At 71.3% G+C, this 20,232-nt stretch carries 19 protein-coding genes; 14 read left to right on the forward strand and 5 right to left on the reverse strand.

Features of this window, described 5'->3' with window-relative positions; genetic code table 11:
- The first annotated feature begins 7 nt into the window (after positions 1–7).
- The 3 genes from ACYVLJ_RS17970 (at position 8) to ACYVLJ_RS17980 (ending at position 3,774) form a co-directional block, all read left to right on the forward strand.
- Positions 8–460 (forward strand): GNAT family N-acetyltransferase, encoded by a 453-nt coding sequence (locus tag ACYVLJ_RS17970; protein ID WP_451972967.1) that lies wholly within the window; start codon positions 8–10, stop codon positions 458–460.
- Between the two features lie 78 nt (positions 461–538).
- Positions 539–2,584 (forward strand): DHA2 family efflux MFS transporter permease subunit, encoded by a 2,046-nt coding sequence (locus tag ACYVLJ_RS17975; RefSeq protein ID WP_460439449.1) that lies wholly within the window; start codon positions 539–541, stop codon positions 2,582–2,584.
- Between the two features lie 53 nt (positions 2,585–2,637).
- Positions 2,638–3,774, forward strand: coding sequence for a glutathione-independent formaldehyde dehydrogenase (locus ACYVLJ_RS17980; protein WP_460439450.1), 1,137 nt, complete (start codon positions 2,638–2,640; stop codon positions 3,772–3,774).
- A gap of 3 nt (positions 3,775–3,777) precedes the next feature.
- On the opposite strand, the gene ACYVLJ_RS17985 is transcribed toward ACYVLJ_RS17980, so the two are convergent.
- Complete coding sequence (locus ACYVLJ_RS17985) at positions 3,778–4,614, reverse strand: PHP domain-containing protein (protein ID WP_460439451.1); 837 nt, start codon at positions 4,612–4,614, stop codon at positions 3,778–3,780.
- A gap of 41 nt (positions 4,615–4,655) precedes the next feature.
- Between ACYVLJ_RS17985 and ligD the strand changes: the two genes are divergently transcribed.
- Complete coding sequence (ligD, locus tag ACYVLJ_RS17990) at positions 4,656–5,603, forward strand: non-homologous end-joining DNA ligase (RefSeq protein WP_451972960.1); 948 nt, start codon at positions 4,656–4,658, stop codon at positions 5,601–5,603.
- Positions 5,604–5,638: 35 nt separating this feature from the next.
- On the forward strand, positions 5,639–6,055 hold the full coding sequence (locus ACYVLJ_RS17995; protein WP_451972958.1) for a hypothetical protein: 417 nt from the start codon (positions 5,639–5,641) through the stop codon (positions 6,053–6,055).
- Here ACYVLJ_RS17995 and ACYVLJ_RS18000 read toward each other — a convergent pair.
- Positions 5,986–7,182, reverse strand: a complete 1,197-nt coding sequence (locus ACYVLJ_RS18000; protein ID WP_460439452.1) for a thiolase family protein — start codon at positions 7,180–7,182, stop codon at positions 5,986–5,988. The two genes, ACYVLJ_RS17995 and ACYVLJ_RS18000, sit on opposite strands and share 70 nt — an antisense overlap.
- A gap of 131 nt (positions 7,183–7,313) precedes the next feature.
- On the opposite strand from ACYVLJ_RS18000, the gene ACYVLJ_RS18005 reads away from it, so the two are divergent.
- The 3 genes from ACYVLJ_RS18005 (at position 7,314) to ACYVLJ_RS18015 (ending at position 12,512) form a co-directional block, all read left to right on the forward strand.
- Entirely contained in the window at positions 7,314–7,751 is a 438-nt protein-coding gene (locus ACYVLJ_RS18005) for a winged helix-turn-helix transcriptional regulator (protein ID WP_460439453.1), read from the forward strand.
- 321 nt (positions 7,752–8,072) lie between these two features.
- Positions 8,073–11,669 carry a discoidin domain-containing protein gene (locus ACYVLJ_RS18010; protein ID WP_460439454.1) on the forward strand — a complete coding sequence of 1,199 codons (3,597 nt, stop codon included), beginning with the start codon at positions 8,073–8,075 and terminating at the stop codon, positions 11,667–11,669.
- A gap of 63 nt (positions 11,670–11,732) precedes the next feature.
- Positions 11,733–12,512, forward strand: a complete 780-nt coding sequence (locus ACYVLJ_RS18015; protein WP_460439455.1) for an SDR family oxidoreductase — start codon at positions 11,733–11,735, stop codon at positions 12,510–12,512.
- On the opposite strand, the gene ACYVLJ_RS18020 is transcribed toward ACYVLJ_RS18015, so the two are convergent.
- Positions 12,494–12,940: a hypothetical protein gene (locus ACYVLJ_RS18020; protein WP_460439456.1), complete on the reverse strand. Its 447-nt coding sequence runs from the start codon at positions 12,938–12,940 to the stop codon at positions 12,494–12,496. The genes ACYVLJ_RS18015 and ACYVLJ_RS18020 overlap by 19 nt on opposite strands.
- Positions 12,941–13,068: 128 nt before the next feature.
- Here ACYVLJ_RS18020 and ACYVLJ_RS18025 point away from each other — a divergent pair, with 128 nt between their 5' ends.
- The 5 genes from ACYVLJ_RS18025 to ACYVLJ_RS18045 are packed head-to-tail and all read left to right on the forward strand — an operon-like array spanning position 13,069 to position 17,918.
- Positions 13,069–15,366 (forward strand): glycosyl hydrolase family 95 catalytic domain-containing protein, encoded by a 2,298-nt coding sequence (locus ACYVLJ_RS18025; protein ID WP_460439457.1) that lies wholly within the window; start codon positions 13,069–13,071, stop codon positions 15,364–15,366.
- A gap of 59 nt (positions 15,367–15,425) precedes the next feature.
- Positions 15,426–15,794 carry a DoxX family protein gene (locus ACYVLJ_RS18030; protein ID WP_460439458.1) on the forward strand — a complete coding sequence of 123 codons (369 nt, stop codon included), beginning with the start codon at positions 15,426–15,428 and terminating at the stop codon, positions 15,792–15,794.
- A 15-nt stretch (positions 15,795–15,809) separates the two neighbouring features.
- On the forward strand, positions 15,810–16,565 hold the full coding sequence (locus ACYVLJ_RS18035) for an alpha/beta fold hydrolase (RefSeq protein ID WP_460439459.1): 756 nt from the start codon (positions 15,810–15,812) through the stop codon (positions 16,563–16,565).
- 49 nt (positions 16,566–16,614) lie between these two features.
- Positions 16,615–17,286 (forward strand): HAD family hydrolase, encoded by a 672-nt coding sequence (locus tag ACYVLJ_RS18040; protein WP_451972941.1) that lies wholly within the window; start codon positions 16,615–16,617, stop codon positions 17,284–17,286.
- Positions 17,286–17,918 carry a GntR family transcriptional regulator gene (locus ACYVLJ_RS18045; RefSeq protein ID WP_460439460.1) on the forward strand — a complete coding sequence of 211 codons (633 nt, stop codon included), beginning with the start codon at positions 17,286–17,288 and terminating at the stop codon, positions 17,916–17,918. The genes ACYVLJ_RS18040 and ACYVLJ_RS18045 overlap by 1 nt, the downstream gene beginning before the upstream one ends.
- 26 nt (positions 17,919–17,944) lie before the next feature.
- Here ACYVLJ_RS18045 and ACYVLJ_RS18050 read toward each other — a convergent pair whose 3' ends face one another.
- Positions 17,945–18,124: a hypothetical protein gene (locus ACYVLJ_RS18050; RefSeq protein ID WP_460439461.1), complete on the reverse strand. Its 180-nt coding sequence runs from the start codon at positions 18,122–18,124 to the stop codon at positions 17,945–17,947.
- A 152-nt stretch (positions 18,125–18,276) separates the two neighbouring features.
- Between ACYVLJ_RS18050 and ACYVLJ_RS18055 the strand changes: the two genes are divergently transcribed.
- Complete coding sequence (locus ACYVLJ_RS18055) at positions 18,277–19,032, forward strand: HpcH/HpaI aldolase/citrate lyase family protein (RefSeq protein WP_460439462.1); 756 nt, start codon at positions 18,277–18,279, stop codon at positions 19,030–19,032.
- A 4-nt stretch (positions 19,033–19,036) separates the two neighbouring features.
- Here the strand turns inward: ACYVLJ_RS18055 and ACYVLJ_RS18060 are convergent, their stop codons facing one another.
- Positions 19,037–20,212, reverse strand: coding sequence for a CaiB/BaiF CoA transferase family protein (locus tag ACYVLJ_RS18060; protein WP_460439463.1), 1,176 nt, complete (start codon positions 20,210–20,212; stop codon positions 19,037–19,039).
- Positions 20,213–20,232 lie beyond the last annotated feature (20 nt).

Here is a 20,232-nt window from a genome sequence, read left to right on the forward strand (position 1 = left end):
GCTGGGTATGACTGTTTCCGTGTGTGTCGCCGAGGACGTCCCGGAACTGCTGAAGTCGGCCGCGGCGCTGTTCGCCGAAGACGGCGGGCGCCGGGACCCGTACATGGACACGGGCTGGCCGGCCCGCGAGGGAGCGGCCTACTACGCCGGGCTGATCGACGACCCGGACTGCCTCTGCCTGCTCGTCCCGGGCGGCGCCGGCCACCTGATCGGCCGGCTGCTGCCGCCGGACCCGCTGCGGCCGGAAGCCGTGCGGGCCGAGCTGGAGAGCATGCGCGTCGCACCCGACCGCCGTCGCGAAGGCCTCGGCGCGGCCCTGGTCGACACCTTTCTGACCTGGGCCGGGGACCGCGGGGCGAACGAGGTGACGGTGCAGGCCTACGCGCGGAACGAGACCGCGCTCGCCTTCTACGAGACGCGGGGCTTCCGGCCGTTCCTCGTGACGCTGACGCGAACCTGACCGGGGACCACCGGAACGGGTGGCTATCCACAGTGGACGGCGCGCACTAGCCTCGGAGGCCGGACGAGGAGGGTGCCGATGACGGCCACTGCGGAGGTCGCGCCCGGCGCGGCGCCCGCGGCACTCAGCCGCGGCCGGGTCAACGCGGTGTTCGGAGCGGTGCTGCTCGGGATGTTGCTCGCCGCGTTGGACCAGACCATCGTCGGCACCGCGCTGCCCACCATCGTCGGTGACCTCGGCGGCGCCGGGCACCTGTCCTGGGTGGTCACGTCCTACCTGCTGGCCGAAACGATCATGACCGTGGTCGTCGGCAAGCTCGGCGACCTGTTCGGCCGCAAGCTGATGTTCCAGATCTCGGTGGTCGTGTTCGGCGTCGGCTCGTTCTGCGCCGGGTTCGCCGACAGCATGGTCTGGCTGATCGTCTGGCGTGCGGTGCAGGGCCTGGGCGGCGGCGGGCTGATGGTCACCTCGACGGCCCTGATCGCCGACGTCGTCCCGCTGCGCGAACGCGGCAAGTACCAGGGCGTCCTCGGCTCGGTGTTCGGCGTGGTGACCGTGGCCGGCCCGATGCTCGGCGGGTTCTTCGTCGACCACCTGTCGTGGCGCTGGGCGTTCTACGTCAACATCCCGCTGGTCGTCGTGGTGCTGGTCGTGGCGTCCTCGGCGATGCCGAACGCGCGTGCCGCGGTCAAACCGGTCATCGACTACCTCGGCATCCTGCTGATCGGCCTCGCGGCCACCGGGCTGACGCTGGTCACCAGCTGGGGCGGCACGCAGTACGCGTGGGGCTCGCCGACGATCATCGGGATGGCGATCGGCTCGGTGGTGCTGCTGACGGCGTTCGTCTTCGTCGAACTGCGGGCGAAGGAACCGATGCTGCCGATGCGGCTGTTCCGGAACCCGGTGTTCACGGTCGCCGGGATCATGAGCTTCGTCGTCGGTTTCGCCATGCTGGGCGCGTTGTCCTACCTGCCCACCTACATGCAGTACGTGCAAGGCACTTCGGCGACGACGTCCGGGGTACGGCTGCTGCCGATGGTGCTCGCGCTGCTGGTCGCGTCGATCGCCGCCGGCAACGCGGTGAGCAGGACCGGGCGCTACAAGATCTTCCCGCTGGTCGGGTCCGCGGGCATGACGATCGGGCTCTACCTGCTGTCGCGGCTGGACACCGACACCGGGTTCTGGGAGGCGTCGGCGTACATGGCGGTGCTGGGCCTCGGGATCGGGCTCGGCATGCAGGTGCTGACGATCGCCGTGCAGAACACCGTCGACTACGCCGACCTGGGCGTCGCGACCTCGGGCGTGACGTTCCTGCGCTCGATCGGCAGCTCGTTCGGGGCGGCGATCTTCGGCACGGTGTACGCGAACCAGCTGAGCCCGAACCTCGCGTCGGCGCTCGCCGCGCACCCGCTGCCGGCCGGGGTCGACCCGCGGGCGATCCAGGTGCCGACCGCCCTGCACGCGCTGCCGGACGCCGTTTCGGCCCCGGTCATCAAGGCCTACAGCGACTCGCTGCACGTCGTGTTCCTCGCGGCGGCGCCGGTCGGGCTGGTGGCGTTCGTGCTGGCCTTCTTCCTCAAGGAGGTCCCGCTGCGCGACACGGCCCGCGCGGCGGCACCCGACCTCGGCGACGGCTTCGCGATGCCGGAAGCCCGCACCGACGACCGCGAGCTCGAACGCGCGGTCGCGACGTTGTTCTTCCGTGAACGCCGCAAGGTCGCGCCGGCGATCGTCGAGCGCGCGGACTCCGACCTGGACGAAGGCGGCATCTGGTGCCTGCTGCAGGTCCACCTGCGGCACCGCCGCGGCCAGCCGGCCACGCTCTCCGCGATCGGCGACTACTTCGGCGTGCCGGCCCCCGTGCTCGAACCGGCCTTCAACCGCCTCGAGCTGACCGGGCACCTGCGGTACGCCCGCGACCAGTGGGAGCTGACGGAGGCGGGGCGCGCGGAGTTCGGCAAGGTGGTCCGCGCCTGGCACGACTGGCTGGCCGAGCGCCTGGGCGACTGGGGCACCGGCAACCGCGCCGAGCTGGACGCGGCGATCGGCCGGGTCGCGGCCCGGCTGCTGGACCAGAGCGCCGAAGTCCGCACGTACGGAAGGCACGCGCTCGCCGGTGCTTAACGCGCCACACCCCGGGTAGCCGGTTCGGGAGGGGAACCGACGAGGAGGCGCCCATGAAGGCAGTGGTGTACCGCGGGCCGCGCAGGGTCGAAGTGACCGACGTGCCCGACCCGGGGATCGAGCAGCCGACCGACGCGATCGTCAAGATCTCGACGACGAACATCTGCGGGTCCGACCTGCACATGTACGAAGGCCGCACGAACGTGGAGGAGGGCAAGGTCCTCGGCCACGAGAACATGGGCTTCGTCGTCGAGGTCGGCGCCGGGGTGAACCGGATGAAGGTCGGCGACCGCGTGTCGGTGCCCTTCAACGTCGCCTGCGGTTCCTGCCGCAACTGCGAAAGCGGCTGGACGTCGTTCTGCCTGCGGGCCAACCCGGTCGACGGGATGGACGGCGCGGCCTACGGCTACGCGAACATGGGTCCCTACGCCGGTGGCCAAGCCGAGTACCTGCGCGTGCCGTGGGCGGACTTCAACCTGCTCGAGCTGCCCTCGGGCACGGAGTACGAAAACGACTTCACGATGCTTTCGGACATCTTCCCGACCGGCTGGCACGGCACCGAGCTGGCCGGGATGCGGCCGGGTGACCGGGTCGCCGTCTTCGGCGCGGGACCGGTCGGTCTGCTGGCGGCGCACAGCGCGGTGATCCGCGGCGCGTCGGAGGTGTACGTCGTGGACAAGGAACGCGACCGGCTCGCGCTCGCCGAAAAGATCGGCACGATCCCGGTCGACCTGTCCGAAGCGGACCCGGTCGAGCAGATCACGGCCGCGACCGGCGGCGCGGGCGTCGACTGCGGTGTCGAGGCCGTCGGCTACCAGGCGCACGACCACAGCGGTGAGGAGCACCCCGAGCTGGTGCTGGACAACCTGGTCAAGGTCGTCCGCTCGACCGGCGGGATCGGCGTCGTCGGCGTCTACGTGCCGGACGACCCGGGCGCGGCGGACGAAGGCGCCAAGCACGGCCGGATCGGCTGGGACTTCGGCAGTTTCTTCACGAAGGGCCAGCACATGGGCACCGGCCAGGCACCGGTCAAGCGGTACAACCGGCAGCTGCGGGACCTGATCATCACCGGCCGGGCGACCCCGTCGTTCCTCGTCTCGCACGAGCTGACGCTGGACCAGGCCGTCGAAGGCTACGACAAGTTCGACCGCCGCGAGGACGGTTGGACGAAGGTGCTGCTGCGGCCCTGACTTTCAGCGGCGCCAGAAGTCGTGCGGGGTCCGGCCCGGCCGGAACCCGCACGCCTCGGCCAGCGCCGACGCGTCGTCGAAGCCGTGGCCGACCAGGCCGGGCTCGTGGGCGTCGCTGCCGAAGGCGACCGCCTCGCCACCGACCTCGAACCACCAGCGGACGACTTCGCCGGGCAGCGGTACCTTCGTGTTGACTTCCAACGCGCGGCCGCTCGTCTTGAGTGCGCGCAGCACGCCGCGGAACTCTTCTTCGAAGTCGGTCACGACGAACGGCGGGCCTTCGGCCGGCCACGGGCGCAGCGCGTAGTCGATGTGGGCCAGCACCGCGAAGCCGGCGGTCGATTCGACCAGCCCCAGCACCTCTTCGAGGTAGGCCCGCAGGATCTCACCGGGCGGCCGGCCCGAAACCACGGTCAGCTCGTGGTGGTGGTCGCCGTCCGGCAGGGAGTGCACCGAGCCGAGTATCCGGTCGAAGTCGTGGGCGGCGAGCAGGGCGTCGGCGCGCTCGCGGTGCCAGTGCGGTTCGCTCAGCTCGACGCCGGACAGGATCTTCAGCTCCGGGAACCGCTCGCGGCACTCCGCGACGCAGGCCAGGTAGCCCTCGACGTCGAGGTCGGGCGGCTCGAGGACACCGTCGGGGCGCAACCGCACCCGGAAGTGGCCCGGCAGCAGCGGGCGGACCGGCTCCGGGATCAGCCACGGCGTGAGGTCGGCGTGCTCGGTGAAGGCCACCGACGGCAGGCCGAGTTCGAGTGCCCGCTCGCACGAACCGGTCATCGACCCGGTGACCGTGTCCCAGGACCACTCGGTGTGCACGTGGCCGTCCGCCGGCAGGCTCATGATCCCCACGGTAGCGGCGGTTTTGGGCTAGCGTTCCGGCCATGGCGCAGAAGTCGGCGGCGGTGGAGCTGGAGGTCGGCCCGCACACGGTGCGGATCTCGAACCCGGACCGGGTGTACTTCCCGGCCCGCGGCGAGACGAAGCTCGACCTGGTCAACTACTACCTCTCGGTGGGCGACGGCATCGTCAACGCGCTGCGCGAGCGGCCGTGCATGCTGCACCGGTTCCCGTCCGGGGTGGCGGGGGAGAAGGTGCACCAGAAGCGCGTCCCGAACGGCGCGCCGCCGTGGCTGGAGACCGTCCGGGTGACTTTCCCGCGCTACAACCGGCACGCCGACGAGCTGTGCGTCACCGAGCTGGCGCACGTCGCCTGGGCGGTGCAGATGTCCACAGTGGAGTTCCACCCGTGGAACTCGCGCCGCGCCGACACCGAAAAGCCCGACGAGTGGCGCATCGACCTCGACCCGATGCCCGACTGCGGCTACGACCGCGTCCGCCGGGTCGCGCACGTCGCCCACGAGATCCTCGACGAGCTGGGCGCCGTCGGCTGGCCGAAGACCTCCGGCGGCCGCGGCCTGCACATCTACGTCCGGATCGAGCCGAACTGGGGCTTCAAGGACGTCCGGCGCGCGGCTTTGGCCTTCGCGCACGAAGTCGAACGCCGTGCCCCCGACGACGTCACGACGACCTGGTGGCGCAAGGACCGCGACCCGCGCCTGCTCTTCGTCGACTACAACCAGAACGCCCGGGACCACACGATCGCGAGCGCCTATTCCGTGCGGGGCAATCCGGAAGGCACGGTGTCCACGCCGATCCGCTGGGAGGAGGTCGACGACGCCGAGCCGGGCGACTTCACCATCGCCACCGTCCCGGCCCGCTTCGCCGAGCTGGGCGACCTCCACGCCGGCATCGACAAGGCCGTGTTCTCCCTGGACCCGCTGCTGGAGTGGGCCGACCGCGACGGCGTCGAGGAGCCACCCGAAGACTGACGTATTTTCCGGGCCGGTTCGCGGATCTGCCCGGTGTGAAGGTCGTGCTGTCGGGTTTGGACGCGGGTGCGTGGAGCCTGGTCGCGTTGCGGGTGGTCCTCGAGCGCGAGGGCCACGACGTGTGCGTCGCGGCCGAAGTGCTCAGGACCTGCCGCCGTGAGCGCCCGGACTGCCTGGTGTTGTCCAGTGCGCACGGCGCGTCGGGTCTGGACGTGCTTCGCCGGGTACGCGCCGACCCGGCGTTGTGCGGGCTGCCCGTGGTGATCGGCGGCCGGCTGCGGAACCCGCGCGAGGACCTGCTGGCCGCGGGCTTCGACGAGGTCTTCCCGGTCGCCGCCACGGATCCCGGGGGAGCCGTGGCGGCGCTGCGGGCGTACCTGGGTCAGTCCAGGCGCTCGATGATGGTCGCGTTGGCGAGGCCGCCCGCCTCGCACATCGTCTGCAGGCCGTAGCGGCCGCCGGTCTGCTCGAGGACCGACAGCAGCGTCGTCATGAGGCGGGCGCCGCTGCCGCCGAGCGGGTGGCCGATCGAGATCGCGCCGCCGTTGACGTTGACCTTGGCCAGGTCCGCGCCGATCTCGGCCTGCCAGGCCAGCACGACGCTGGCGAACGCCTCGTTGACCTCGAAGGCGTCGATGTCCGAGACGCTGAGCCCGGCCCGGTCGAGCACCTTGCGGGTGGCCGGGATGACGCCGGTGAGCATGTACAGCGGGTCGTCGCCGACAACGGCGAACTGGTGGATCCGGGCCCGCGGGCGGAGGCCGAGCGCCTTCGCCGTCTCGCTGCTGGTGATCATCAGCGCCGCGGCGCCGTCGTTGATCGGCGACGAGTTGCCCGCGGTGACGTGCCAGCCGAGGTCCGGGAAGCGCTGCTCCCAGACGTCGGCGCGGAAGGCGGGCTTCAGCCCGGCCAGGATCTCCGGCGTGGTCGACGGCCGGACCGTCTCGTCGGTCGTGACGTCGACGAGTTCGCCGTCGGGCCCGGGCGCCTTCAGCGGCACGACCTCGCCGGCGAACTTGCCGTCCGCCCACGCCTTCGCGGCCCGCTGGTGGCTCTGCGCGGAGAACTCGTCCAGCTGGGCACGGGTGAAGCCCCACTTCGCGGCGATCAGCTCCGCGCTGATGCCCTGCGGGACGAGACCGTCCGGGTAGCGCGCGGCGACCTGCGTCCCGAACGGGTCGCGCCCGGCCACCTGGCTGCCCATCGGCACCCGGCTCATCGACTCGACGCCGGAGGCGAGCACGACGTCGTACGCGCCGGCCATGACGCCCTGTGCGGCGAAGTGGACGGCCTGCTGGCTGCTGCCGCACTGCCGGTCGACGGTCACCGCGGGCACCGACTCGGGCAGGCCGGCGGCGAGCGCGGCCCAGCGGGCGGTGTTCATGCTCTGCTCGCCGATCTGGCCGACGGCGCCGCTGATCACGTCGTCGATCCGGGCCGGGTCGACGCCGGTGCGCTCGACGAGCGAGCGGAGCGCGTGGGCGTGCAGGTCGACCGGGTGCACCCCGGCCAGTGTGCCGTTCGGCTTGCCCCTGCCGATCGGGGTCCGTACCGCGTCGACGATCACCGCGTCCGTCATGGCGTCTGCCTCCTCGCAGATCGGGGATGTCTTCGGTATACGCCGAGTAAGTTGGATTCCACAACTCAGCTGTACGACACGTCACACGCGGTCTACGTGCTAGGTTGGATTTTCAACCCCAGGGAGGTGGCATGGTCCGGCGTGGTCGCGAATGCTCGGTCGCCGAGGCCCTCGAGGTCGTCGGCGAGCGGTGGAGCCTGCTGGCGCTGCGCGAGGTCATGCTGGGAGAGCGGCGGTTCAACCAGATCGCCGAGAACACCGGCGCCAGCCGGGACATCCTGGCCGCGCGGCTGCGCAAGCTCGTCGACGCGGGCGTGCTCGAGAAGCGCCAGTACGAGGACCACCCGCCGCGCTTCGAGTACTACCCGACCGAAGCAGGCCGGGCCCTGCAGCCGATCCTGCTCGGCCTGATGGCCTGGGGCGACAAGTACGTCCACCGGGGTGAACCGCCGACGCTCTGGCGCCACGCCTGCGGCGAGGTGCTGGCCCCGGCCACCGTCTGCGCGCACTGCGGCGAGCCGGTCAACGCCCCGGGCACCCACGCGATCCGGCTGGGCGCCGTGCGCTGACGCCCCGCTCCCCGAAAAGGCCTCCTCGCATCCCCCGCGAGGAGGCCTTTTCGGCGTTTGGGCGTTGACTTGAGACCCCGGTCACTGTAACTCTTGAACGAATCAGTGCAAGAACCTGACAACAGCGCGAGAAATCGCGGCAGGTGTCAGGAAGTTCCCGCCCAGCTCCTCGACGAAGAGGTGCCCATGACGGCTGTTCCGTGCTGCCCGCGTGCGCCCCCGGACCGGGTCCGCGCCTGTCCCGTTCCCCGGTTGCGCCGTCCCCGCGTGGGACGAGCGTGCTCGACGCGTCTCCCCTCCTCCCCGGATCAGAGGAACCCCATGAGAACGAAGCGACTTCTGTCGCGCGCGGCGACCTACGCCGCCCTGTCCCTCCTCCTGGCCACCCCCGCCGTGGCCGCGAGCGGCGCCCCGGCCGCCGCGCCCGCCACCGCGGCCGTCCAGCCCGCCGCCCAAGCCGCCGCCGCGACCTACACCGCCAGCAGCCAGCTCGCCGGCTACCCCGTCTCGAACGTCGGCGACGGCAACCAGGACACCTACTGGGAAAGCACGAACAACCAGTTCCCGCAGTGGGTCCAGGCCGACCTCGGCGCGCCCACCGCCGTCGCGCAGCTCGTGCTCAAGCTCCCGGCGGCGAACTGGGGCGCCCGCACCGAAACCTTCAGCGTCCAGGGCAGCACCGACGGCACGAGCTTCAGCGACCTCAAGGCTTCGGCCGGGTACGTGTTCGACCCGGCCAAGGCCAACACGGTGACCGTGGACGTCACCGGCACCACCCGCTACGTCCGGCTCAACGTCAGCGGCAACACCGGCTGGCCCGCCGCCCAGCTCTCGGAGTTCGAGGTGCACGGCCCGGCCGGCGGCGACACGCAGCCGCCGTCCGCGCCGGGCAACCTCGCCTACACCCAGCCCGCGAGCGGCCAGATCCGGCTGACCTGGTCGGCCTCGACCGACAACACCGGCGTCACCGGCTACGACGTCTACGCCAACGGCCAGCTCCGCGGCAGCGTCGCCGGGAACGTCCTGACCTACACCGACAACCAGCCCGACGGCACCACGGTCGCCTACTTCGTCCGGGCGAAAGACGCCGCCGGGAACCAGTCGGCGAACAGCAACACCGTGACCCGCACCGGCACCCAGGCCGGCACCAACCTCGCCCTGGGCAAGCCGATCACGGCGTCCTCGACGGAGTTCACCTTCGTCGCGGCGAACGCCAACGACGACTCCCTGACCACGTACTGGGAGGGCGGCGGCGGGACCTACCCGAACCTGCTGACCGTCGCGCTCGGCTCGAACGCCGACCTCAACCAGGTCGTCGTCAAGCTCAACCCCGACTCGGCCTGGGGCCCGCGCACGCAGACGATCGCCGTCGAAGGCCGTGAGCAGTCGTCCAGCACGTTCACCACGCTGGTGGCCGCGCAGACCTACAGCTTCACCCCCTCGTCCGGGAACTCGGTGACCATCCCGGTCGCCGGCCGGGCCGCCGACGTCCGCCTGCGCGTCACGGCCAACTCCGGTGCCGGTGGCGGGCAGGCCGCGGAGTTCCAGGTCTTCGGCGTCCCCGCGCCCAACCCGGACCTGACGGTCTCGGGCGTGTCCTGGTCGCCGCAGAACCCCGTCGAGACCGACGCGATCACGGCGTCGGCGACCGTCCGCAACGCCGGGACGGCCGCTTCGGGCGCGACGAACGTCAACCTCTACCTGGGCACCACCAAGGTCGGCACCGCCAACGTCGGCGCGCTGGCCGCCGGGGCGTCGACGACCGTGTCGGCGAACATCGGCACCCGCGACGCGGGCAGCTACCAGGTGACGGCGAAGGTCGACGAGGCCAACTCCGTCATCGAGCAGAACGAGGCCAACAACTCCTACACCAGCTCGACGCCCCTGGTCGTCAGCCCGGTGCAGAGCTCCGACCTCGTCGCGGCCACGGCGTGGTCGCCGAACAACCCGTCCGCGGGCAACACGACCACGTTCACCACGACCCTGCGCAACCAGGGCACCGTGGCGAGCGCGAGCGGTGCCCACGGCATCACGGTGACGATCGCCGACCAGAACGGCACCGTCGTCAAGACGCTGACCGGCAGCTACTCGGGAGCCATCGCCGCCGGGGCCACCGCGGCACCGGTGACCGTCGGCACCTGGACCGCGGCCAACGGCAAGTACACCGTGAAGACGGTCGTCGACACCGACGCCAACGAGTTGCCGGTGAAGCAGGCGAACAACACGAGCACGCAGGCGCTGTTCGTCGGCCGGGGTGCCAACATGCCCTACGACATGTACGAAGCCGAGGACGGCGTGGTCGCGGGCGGCGCGTCCGTGATCGGGCCGAACCGCACCATCGGCGATCTCGCGGGCGAGGCGTCGGGCCGCAAGGCCGTGACGCTGAACTCGACCGGCTCGTCGGTGGAGTTCACCACCCGCGCGTCGACCAACACCCTCGTCACGCGGTTCTCCATCCCGGACTCCGCGGGCGGCGGCGGCATCAACTCGACGCTCAACATCTACGTCGACGGCACCTTCCTCAAGGCGATCGACCTGACCTCGCACTACGCGTGGCTCTACGGCGCCGAAACCGGCCCGGGCAACTCGCCGGGTACCGGGCCGCGCCACATCTACGACGAGGCCAGCACGATGCTCGGCACGACCGTGCCCGCCGGGCACAAGATCAAGCTGCAGAAGGACGCGGCCAACAGCACGAACTACGCGATCGACTTCGTGAACTTCGAGCAGGCCACCGCAGTCGCCAACCCGGACCCGGCGCACTTCGCGACGCCGGCCGGCTTCACACAGCAGGACGTGCAGGCCGCGCTCGACAAGGTCCGCCAGGACTCGACGCTCACCGGCGTCTACCTGCCGGCCGGGAACTACTCCCTGTCGAACAAGCTGAACGTCTACGGCAAGGCCGTCACGGTCACCGGCGCCGGGCCGTGGTTCACGAAGTTCTCCGCGCCTTCCGGCCAGGAGAACACGGACATCGGCATCGACGTCCAGTCGACGGCGAACGGGTCGACGATCAGCGGGTTCGCCGTGTTCGGGAACTACACCTCCCGCATCGACGGCCCCGGCAAGGTGTTCAACCTGACGAACGTCGCGAACCTGACGATCGACAACATCTGGGTGGAGCACCAGGTCGTGATGGTCTGGGGCACCAATGTGGACAACACCACGATCAAGAACTCCCGGATCCGCGACACCTTCGCCGACGGCATCAACCTCACGAACGGGAGCACCGGCAACCACGTCACCAACAACGAAGCCCGGTCCACCGGCGACGACAGCTTCGCGCTGTTCGCCGCCACGGACATCAACCAGGGCAACCAGTACGACAACGTGTTCGAGAACCTGACCGCGCTCACCCCGTGGCGCGCGGCCGGGCTGGCGGTCTACGGCGGGTACAACAACACCTTCCGGAACCTCTACATCGCGGACACGCTGACGTACTCGGCGATCACGGTCAGCTCGCTCGACTTCGGCTACCCGTTCCTCGGGTTCGGGCCGCAGCCGACGACGGTCCAGAACGCCTCGCTCGTCCGGGACGGCGGCCACTTCTGGGGCCAGCAGACCTTCCCGGCGATCTGGATGTTCTCCGCGTCCAAAGAGTTCCGCGGGATCCGGGTGTCCGACGTGGACATCCAGAGCCCGACCTACAGCGGCATCATGTTCCAGACGAACTACGTCGGCGGGCAGCCGCAGAACTCCGTCCAGGACACGGTGCTGACGAACGTGTCGATCACCGGCGCCCACCGCAGCGGTGACGCCTTCGACGCCAAGTCGGGGATCGGGATCTGGGCCAACGAGCTGCCGGAACCGGGCCAGGGCCCGGCCGTCGGCTCGGCGACCTTCACCGGGCTCACGCTGAGCGACAACGACCAGGACATCCGCAACACGACGTCCACCTTCACCATCAACCGCACCTGAAAGGCCGCGCGTGCCCGCCGGGAAACCGTTTCCCGGCGGGCACCGCCGTGCGAGGATGGGGTCGTGCGGATCCTGGTCACCGGTGGCACCGGACAGCTCGGCAGTGCGGTGGTGGCGCGGCTGCGGGCGGCGGGGGAGGAGGTCCGCGTGCTGAGCCGGCGGACCGGGCCGGACCTCGTGCCCGGTGACCTGCGGACCGGCCGCGGTGTCGACAGCGCGGTCGCCGGCGTCGACGTGGTCGTCCACTGCGCCACCGACTTCCTCGGCCGCGAGACGCAGCTGGCCCGCACGCTGATCGAAGCGGCGCGCTGGGCGGGCGGCCCGCACCTGGTGTACGTCTCGATCGTCGGCGTCGACCGGGTCCCGCTCGGCTACTACCAGACCAAGCACGAGACCGAAGGGGTCGTCGCGTCCTCGGGCCTGCCGTACACGATCCAGCGGGCGACGCAGTTCCACGCGCTGGTCCGGACGTTGCTCGCGGGCGCGACCCGGCTGCCGGTGGTGCCGGTGCCGAAGGTCTCGTTCCAGCCGGTGGACGTCCGCGACGTCGCGGAGCGCCTGGCGGACCTGGCACTCGGCGATCCCGTCGGCCGCGCCGACGACTTCGGCGGCCCGGAAGTCCTGTCGGCGTCGGAGCTGACCCAGGCGGTCCTGGACGCGAGCGGCCGCCGCCGGAAGCTCGTGCCGGTCAGCGTGCCGGGGGCGGCGTTCCGCGCGTACGCGGGCGGCGGTCACCTGGTGCCGGACCACCGCGACGGCACGATCACGTTCGCCCAGTACTTGGCCGAGCAGGCCGACGCGGGCGTGCTGCGCTACCGGACGCGTCAGTCCACCGGGACGTAGTCGCCGTCCGGCAGGACGGGGTGGGTGGAGGCGCTGGTCATGAAGCGCCCCTGCACGACGCGGACGTAGGCGCCCGCCAAGGGGAAGACGAGGACGAACCTGGTCCCGGCGTTCCCGCGCAGCATGGCGCCCTTGCCCAGGTTGCCGAGGAACTCGACGATGTCGCGTTCGATCTCGTCGGCGAACTCCCGTTGATCTTCGCGGGAGATGTCGTAGAGATCGGTGTCGATGGCGTAGGTGGCGCGCTTGCCGGTCGCCGGCTCCCGCGCCTCGAACTCCAGCCCGAGCCATCGACCCGGTTCGACGACCACGGTTGCCCGCCACGTCGAGCCGGTGAGCTGCCACTTGCTGCAGGAGCCGGCCCGCTCGGTGACCGCGGCCGCGGGGTGCTCGCGCAGGAACGCGAGGAGGCGGTGGGCGTCGGTCATGAGGCACAACGGTACCGCGCTCGTATGTTATCGGATTAATTACGAAGAATCTTGACCTCGGATCCCGATAGGTCATATGTTTGGCGGGCTGCACGCCGGTCCCGCCTTCAACGCCGAACGGATCCGACATGTCGAACCCTCCCTCTCGTCGTACCTTCCTCAAGCTCGGTGGCGCGGTCGGCGCCGGAGTTGCCCTCAGTGGCATTCGCCCGTTCACTGCCAGCGCAGACGTCGTCCGTCCAGTCGATGCCGACCTGGTGCCCGACAGCGGGGCGACGACGCTCTGGTACCCCGCGCCCGCGGCCGAGGACAAGATCATCGAACAGGGCCTGCCGATCGGCAATGGTCGGATCGGTGCGCTCGTCGGGGGTGACCCGGCCGCCGACTTCCTCTACCTGGCCGACGCGTCCCTGTGGACCGGTGGCGCCAACGACATCCTCGAAGACGACGGCCAGTTCCCCTACGAACGCGAGAAGTTCGGCACCCTCGGCCTCCTGGCGAAGGTGCGCATCTCGGTCCCGGCGCACACCGGCGTCAGCGACTACCGCCGCACGCTCGACCTGAGCAACGGGCTCGTCGTGATCACGTACCGGCACGCCGGGGTGCAGTACCGCCGCGAGTACTTCGTCAGCCACCCCGACGATGTCGTGGTCGTCCGGCTCAGCGGCGGGCCCGTCACCGGTTCGGTCTCGCTCGAGCCCACGCGCGGGGAGAAGGCGGACAGTGCGACGGCGTTCAGGGGCACGTTCGACAACGGCCAGAAGTACGCGTGCACGGCGGCCGGTGGCGGGACCTTCACCGGGAGCGACGTCGTCGTCGTGATCAGCGGCGGGACGAACTACGTGCCCGACGCGGCCCGGAAGTACCTCGACGCGTCGCTGGACCCCTTGGCGCTCGCGAAGGAGAAGGCGTCGCGGGCCCTGCGTGTCGGGGGAGGCGCGCTGCTGGCCACGCACGTCGCCGACTACCGGCGCCTCTACGACCGGATGACCGTCGACCTGGGACAGTCGCCGCCGGCGAAGCGCGCGCTGGACACGTGGTCGCGGCTGCTGGCCCGCCACGACGACCCGGCCACGGCCGACCCGGAGTTCGAGGCGAGCTACCTGCAGTTCGGGCGGTACCTGACGATCACCGGCTCGCGGGACGGGCTGCCGATGGGCCTGCAGGGCCTGTGGCAGAACAACAACACGCCCGACTGGATGAGCGACTACCACACCGACATCAACCTGCAGATGAACTACTGGCTCGCCGACCGCGCGGCGCTGCCCGGGAGCTTCACTGCCCTGGCCGACTACTGCCTCGCGCAGCTTCCCGTGTGGACGGACAACACGAAACGCCTGTTCAACGATCCGCGCAACCGGTTCCGGAACACCAGCGGCAAGATCGCCGGCTGGGCGATCGCGTTCTCGACGAACATCTACGGCGGGTCCGGCTGGTGGTGGCACCCCGGCGGCAACGCGTGGCTGTGCAACTCGCTCTGGGACCACTACGCGTTCACCCAGGACAAGGCCTACCTCGCGCGGATCTACCCGCTGCTCAGGGGCGCGGCCGAGTTCTGGGAGTCGCGGCTGGTCCCGATGACGGTCGACGGCCGCGAGGTGCTCGTCGACGACCACGACTGGTCGCCCGAACACGGCCCGCAGGACACCCGCGGGAACACCTACTCCCAGGAAATCGTCTGGGACCTGTTCGAGCACTACCGCGAAGCGGTCGCGGTGCTGGGTCGCGACCGCGCGTACGGCGACCGGATCGCCGGGCTGCAGAAGAAGCTGTACCTGCCGAAGGTGAGCCCGACGACCGGCTGGCTCGAGGAGTGGATGTCGCCGGACAACCTCGGCGAGACCACGCACCGGCACCTCTCCCCGCTGATCGGCTTCTTCCCGGGTGACCGCATCGCGCACGACACCGCGCCGCGGGAGCTGCTCGACGGCATCCGCGCGTTGCTGGTCGCCCGGGGCATGGACAGCTTCGGCTGGGCGTGCGCGTGGCGGTCGGCGTGCTGGGCGCGGCTCAAGGACGCCGATCGTGCGTACCAGCTGCTGCTCACCGTCATGCGGCCGTCGGTCGCGAACGGCAACGGGACCGCGCCGAACTTCTTCGACATGTACAGCCAGGGCAGCTACACGATCTTCCAGATCGACGCCAACCTCGGCGCGCCGACGGCCATGGCGGAGATGCTCGTCTATTCACGCCCCGGGGTGCTCGAACTGCTGCCGGCCCTGCCTTCGGCGTGGGCCCGCTCGGGCCGGGTGACGGGGATCGGCGTGCGCGGCGGCTTCGAGGTCGACGTCTCCTGGCGCGACGGGAAGGTGACGCGAGCCGTGGTCAAAAGCGTCGGCGGGACCCGGACGGAGGTCCGCGCGGGCGGCTGGCGCCGGACGATCGGGCTGCGGCCGGGCCAGTCGGTCACGGTCCAGCCAAGTTGAGGTGCGACCTCCGGAAAGAGGTGTAGTGTTCAATCACTTTCTCTGGACCGGAGGTGGCCGTGAACGTCGTCCTGTGGGTCGTGTCGGGTGTGCTCGCCGCGCTGTACCTCGGCGCCGGCGGCATGAAGCTCGCGACACCGCGGAAGAAACTGCTGGACAACCCGAACATGGGCTGGGCGGCGGACTTCTCCGACGCGGCGGTGAAGGGCATCGGCGCGGTCGAGATCCTCGGCGCGCTCGGGCTGATCCTGCCGTGGGCGCTCGACCTCGCGCGCGTCCTGACACCGCTGGCTGCCACCGGACTGGCGGTGATCCAGATCGGTGCGATCATCGTGCACGCACGCCGCAAGGAGACCAAGGCGCTGCCGATGAACGTCGTGCTGCTGGTGCTGGCGGCGTTCGTGGCGGTGGGCCGGTTCGCCGGCTGACGCTTCGGAGGATCGATGACGCTTCCCGGTCACACCGACCACGGTGGCGACGGCCCGGTGGTCGTGCTGCTGCACAGCTTCCTGATGGACGGCCGGATGTTCGCCCCGCAGCTCGCGGCGCTGGACGGCTTCCGGTGCGTCACGGTCGATGAGCGCGGGCACGGCCGTACGCCTGCCGAAGGGCCGTTCGACTACTGGGACGTCGCCCGGGACGTCCTGGCCGTGCTGGACCACCTCGGCGTCCCGCGCGCGGCGGTCGTCGGGACCAGCCAGGGCGGGTTCGTCGCGCTGCGGATGGCGCTGCTCGCGCCTTCGCGCGTCACGGCGCTCGCGGTGCTCGGCACATCGGCGGCCGCGGAGGATCCGGCGGTCGCGGCCGGGTACCGGGCGGTGCTGGACGCCTGGGTGAGCGGCGGCGCGCCGCCGGAGGTCCTCGACGGCGTCGCGCGGATCTGCTTCGGCGACTTCCCCGTCGACGAGTGGAAGGAGCGGTGGAAGTCGGTGTCGCCGGCGCAGCTGACGCCGGCCATGACGGCGCTCGTCGAGCGTGACTCGGTGCTCGAGCGGGTCGGCGAGATCGCCTGCCCGGCCTTGGTGCTGCACGGTTCGGCGGACCTCGCCTACCCCGTCGAGCGGGCGGCCGAGCTGGCCGCGGCGCTCCCGGCGGCCGAACCGCTGGTCGTCGTCGACGGTGGCGCCCACTTCCTCAGCTACACCCACCCGGAGGAGGTGAACCCCGCGCTGGGGAAGTTCCTCACCGCGCACGCGTAGACCCCGAAGGTCACTCGCGTTCGGTATAACCGTATATCAGTATGGCTGTATGACCGACACGATCCGGTGGGCGACGTTCGACTGCTTCGGCACGCTGGTGGACTGGCGGCACGGCATCGGGACCGGCCTCGAGCTGCTGTTCCCGGGCCGGGGCGCCGAGCTGCTCGAGGTGTACAACCGGCACGAACCGCGGGTGCAGGCCGAGACCCCGGTGCGGCGGTACCGGGAGGTGCTCGCGGAGTCGCTGCGGCGGACCGCGGCCGAAGCCGGCCTGGAGCTGGTGCCCGACGACGCGTCGGTGCTCGGGACCGGGCTGCCGTACTGGCCGGTGTTCCCCGACACCCGGGCGGCGCTCGCCGCGTTGCGCGACGCGGGCTGGCGGATCGCCCTGCTGACCAACTGCGACCGCGACCTCATCGGCGAGACCCAGCGCCGTCTCGAGGTGCCGGTCGACGCGGTCGTCACGGCGGAAGACGTCGGCTCGTACAAGCCCGGCCACGCCCACTTCACGCGGTTCGCGGACTCTTTCGGGGCCACGCGGGACAACTGGGTGCACGTCGCGCAGAGCCACTTCCACGACATGGTGCCGGCGCAGGAGCTGGGCATCCGGCGGGTGTGGATCAACCGGCACGCGGACCCGAGCGACCCGTCGGTCGCGGACGCCGTGCTGCCGGGTCTCGACGACCTCGTCGCGACCGTGGAACGGGTGCACGCGTCCTGATGGTCCTGCAGACGACGAACACGCGGGACGCGCTGGTCGCCGAGGTGCGCCGGCGCATCCTGAGCGGCGAGCTCGAACCGGGCACGCCGCTGACGGAACAGGGCCTGGCCACGACGTTCGGCGTGGCGCGCCCGACGGTGCGCTCGGCGTTGCAGGAGCTGGTGGCCCGGCACCTGGTGGAGCGTTCGGACGGCCGTTCGCTGCGCGTCCCGGTGCTGACCGACGACGACGTCCGGGACCTGTTCACGGTCCGGCTGCCGCTGGAGTTGCTGGCGGCGCGGCTGATCGTGGCGGAGGGGCGTTCGCTGGCCGGCGCGTGGGCGGCCTTGGCGGTGCTGGAAGCGTTGCCGCCGGACGCGGGCTGGAGTGAGCGGGTGGAGGCGCACACGGCGTTCCACCTGGCCCTGGTCGACGCGGCGGGCAGTGTGCGGCTGAGCCGGATCTACCCGCCGATGCAGGAGGAGATGCGCCTCTGCCTGGCCCGGTTGCGGGGCGCGTACCCGGATCCGGGCGAACTGGCGGTGGAGCACCGCCGGCTGCTGGAGGCGATCGCGTCGGGGAACCGCGCGAGCGCGGAGGCGGAGATGACCGACCACCTGACCCGCGCCCGCGACGGCTTGCTGACCCCCTGAGCCCTTACCGGCTTGCCACGACAGCGTCAGCAGGCGGAGCCGCCGCGAGCCGGGCTCACCCGGTGCGGGGTGAACAACCCCGCCCACAGCGCCGCCCAGTGGCGTGACGGCGAGCGGTCCGGCCGGGGGCGGCGCACCACCGGTGCCGGCCCGGCCCGGTACTCCATCTCCACCCGCACCCAGTCGTAGATCCAGTCGCCTCGCATCGTCCCTCACCTCTGTCTTCCGAGGAACTCCACGATCGTCCTGAGGGGCGCGCCGCCGCATCGGGTGAACACGCACTCCGGGACCCCTTACGGCCGCAATTCCCTTATGGGGCCTTTCGGGTCGTCATCCGCAGGGCAATACCCTGACCAGGGTGACCGCCACGACGTACCTCTTCGTCCCCGGTGACCGCCCCGACCGCTTCGGCAAGGCCGCGGCGAGCGGTGCCGACGTCGTGCTCCTGGACCTGGAGGACGCGGTCGCCCCGGCGGACAAGGACGCCGCGCGGGCCGCCGTGGCGGCCTGGCTCGCGGACCACGACGCCATGGTCCGGATCAACGCCCCGGGGACGCCCTGGTTCGACGCCGACGCCGCCCTGGTGACCGCGCGCGGGGTCCCGGTCGTCGTGCCGAAGGCGGAGACACCCGGCGTGCTCGCCGGATTCCGCGAAGTCGTGGCCCTCGTCGAGACCGCGAAAGGGGTTGAGCGGGCCGGTGAAGTGGCCGCAGTCGCGTCCGTGACGCGGCTGGCGTTCGGCAGCATCGACCTGGCCGTGGAACTGGGTGTCGACCCGGACGACCCGGAGCCCTTCGCCTACGCGCGCTCGCGGCTCGTGGTCGCGTCGGCGGCCGCCGGGCTCGCGCCGCCCATCGACGGCGTCACCACGGACCTGCGTGACGACCGGCGCCTCGAGGCCGACGTCCGGTACGCCCGCCGGATGGGCTTCGGCGGCAAACTCTGCATCCACCCGAACCAGGTCGAGCCGGTCCGCGCCGGGTTCGCCGCGACCGAGGCCGAGCGCGAGTGGGCCCGCAAGGTCCTCACCGCGGGCGAATCGGCGTCCACTGTGGACGGCAAGATGGTCGACCGGCCGGTGCTCGCCCGCGCGCGGCGGATCCTGGCCGAGTGACGCGCTACACGGCGCCCTGACGCCGCAAGGCTTCCGCGTCGAAGCCGAACTCCGTCAGCACGGCGTCCGTGTGCTCGCCCACCGCCGGCACCGGGTCCATCCGCGGCGAGCGGCCGGAGACCGTGATCGGCGGCAGCGTCGCGCGGACCGGCCCGCCCGGTGTCGAGACGTCCGCGAAGCGGTCGCGCGCCGTGAGCTGCGGGTGCGCCAGGACGTCGGGCAGTTCGCGACGCCGCGCGTGCGCGATCCGGCCCCGGCGAAGACGGGCCTCCAGCTCCTCGCCGGTCAGCCGGGCGAAGACCGCGTCGATCTCGCGCTCCAGCGCGGGCCGGTTCGCGACCCGGGCGCTGCCGGTGGCGAACCGCTCGTCGGTGACCCACTCCGGCCGCTCGACGGCGTGCTCGCAGAACGTCGCCCACTCGCGGTTGTTCTGCACCGCCAGCACGACCTCGGTGCCGTCGCCCGCGGTGAACGTGCCGTACGGCGCGATCGCCGGGTGGCTCGTACCGGTCCGCGGCGGGGGAGTGCCGCCGTAGCCGGCGTAGTAGAGCGGGAACCCCATCCACTCGACCAGCGAGTCGAACAGGCTGACCTCGAGCTCGGTGCCGAGCCCGGTGCGCTCCCGGTCGTAGAGCGCGGAGAGGATGCCGGAGAAGGCGTACATCCCGGCGCCGATGTCCGCGGCCGGGATCCCGCTCTTGGCCGGCTCGGACTCCGACCCGGTCACCGAGACCAGCCCGGCTTCGGACTGGATGAGCAGGTCGTACGCCTTCGCGTCGCGATACGGCCCACTGGACCCGTAGCCGGACACCGAGCACGTGATCAGCCGCGGCCGCGTGGCGCGCAGACCGGCCGCGCCGAGGCCGAGGCGTTCGGCGACGCCGGGCGCGAAGTTCTGCACGAACACGTCGGCCCGGTCGAGCAGGGCCGCCATCACCGGCGCCGCGGCCTCGCTCTTGAGGTCGAGCGTGACGCTCTCCTTCGACCGGTTCAGCCAGACGAAGTGGCTCGACTGGCCGTGCACGGTTTCGTCGTAGGCGCGGGCGAAGTCACCGCTGCCGGGCCGTTCGATCTTGAGCACGCGGGCGCCGAGGTCGGCCAGGTGCCGGGTGGCCAGCGGCGCGGCGACCGCCTGCTCGCAGGACACGACCGTGACGCCGTCGAGGGGCAAGGAGGGCATGGCCGCATCCTGCCACCCGG

The organism is Amycolatopsis stemonae, from assembly GCF_054781455.1.

Coding starts and splice junctions, on each gene's coding strand:
- ACYVLJ_RS17970 (WP_451972967.1), top strand. CDS start 8: ATGACTGTTTCCGTGTGTGTCGCCGAGGACGTCCCGGAACTGCTGAAG.
- ACYVLJ_RS17975 (WP_460439449.1), top strand. CDS start 539: ATGACGGCCACTGCGGAGGTCGCGCCCGGCGCGGCGCCCGCGGCACTC.
- ACYVLJ_RS17980 (WP_460439450.1), top strand. CDS start 2,638: ATGAAGGCAGTGGTGTACCGCGGGCCGCGCAGGGTCGAAGTGACCGAC.
- ACYVLJ_RS17985 (WP_460439451.1), bottom strand. CDS start 4,614: ATGAGCCTGCCGGCGGACGGCCACGTGCACACCGAGTGGTCCTGGGAC.
- ligD (WP_451972960.1), top strand. CDS start 4,656: ATGGCGCAGAAGTCGGCGGCGGTGGAGCTGGAGGTCGGCCCGCACACG.
- ACYVLJ_RS18000 (WP_460439452.1), bottom strand. CDS start 7,182: ATGACGGACGCGGTGATCGTCGACGCGGTACGGACCCCGATCGGCAGG.
- ACYVLJ_RS18005 (WP_460439453.1), top strand. CDS start 7,314: ATGGTCCGGCGTGGTCGCGAATGCTCGGTCGCCGAGGCCCTCGAGGTC.
- ACYVLJ_RS18010 (WP_460439454.1), top strand. CDS start 8,073: ATGAGAACGAAGCGACTTCTGTCGCGCGCGGCGACCTACGCCGCCCTG.
- ACYVLJ_RS18020 (WP_460439456.1), bottom strand. CDS start 12,940: ATGACCGACGCCCACCGCCTCCTCGCGTTCCTGCGCGAGCACCCCGCG.
- ACYVLJ_RS18025 (WP_460439457.1), top strand. CDS start 13,069: ATGTCGAACCCTCCCTCTCGTCGTACCTTCCTCAAGCTCGGTGGCGCG.
- ACYVLJ_RS18035 (WP_460439459.1), top strand. CDS start 15,810: ATGACGCTTCCCGGTCACACCGACCACGGTGGCGACGGCCCGGTGGTC.
- ACYVLJ_RS18040 (WP_451972941.1), top strand. CDS start 16,615: ATGACCGACACGATCCGGTGGGCGACGTTCGACTGCTTCGGCACGCTG.
- ACYVLJ_RS18045 (WP_460439460.1), top strand. CDS start 17,286: ATGGTCCTGCAGACGACGAACACGCGGGACGCGCTGGTCGCCGAGGTG.
- ACYVLJ_RS18050 (WP_460439461.1), bottom strand. CDS start 18,124: ATGCGAGGCGACTGGATCTACGACTGGGTGCGGGTGGAGATGGAGTAC.
- ACYVLJ_RS18060 (WP_460439463.1), bottom strand. CDS start 20,212: ATGCCCTCCTTGCCCCTCGACGGCGTCACGGTCGTGTCCTGCGAGCAG.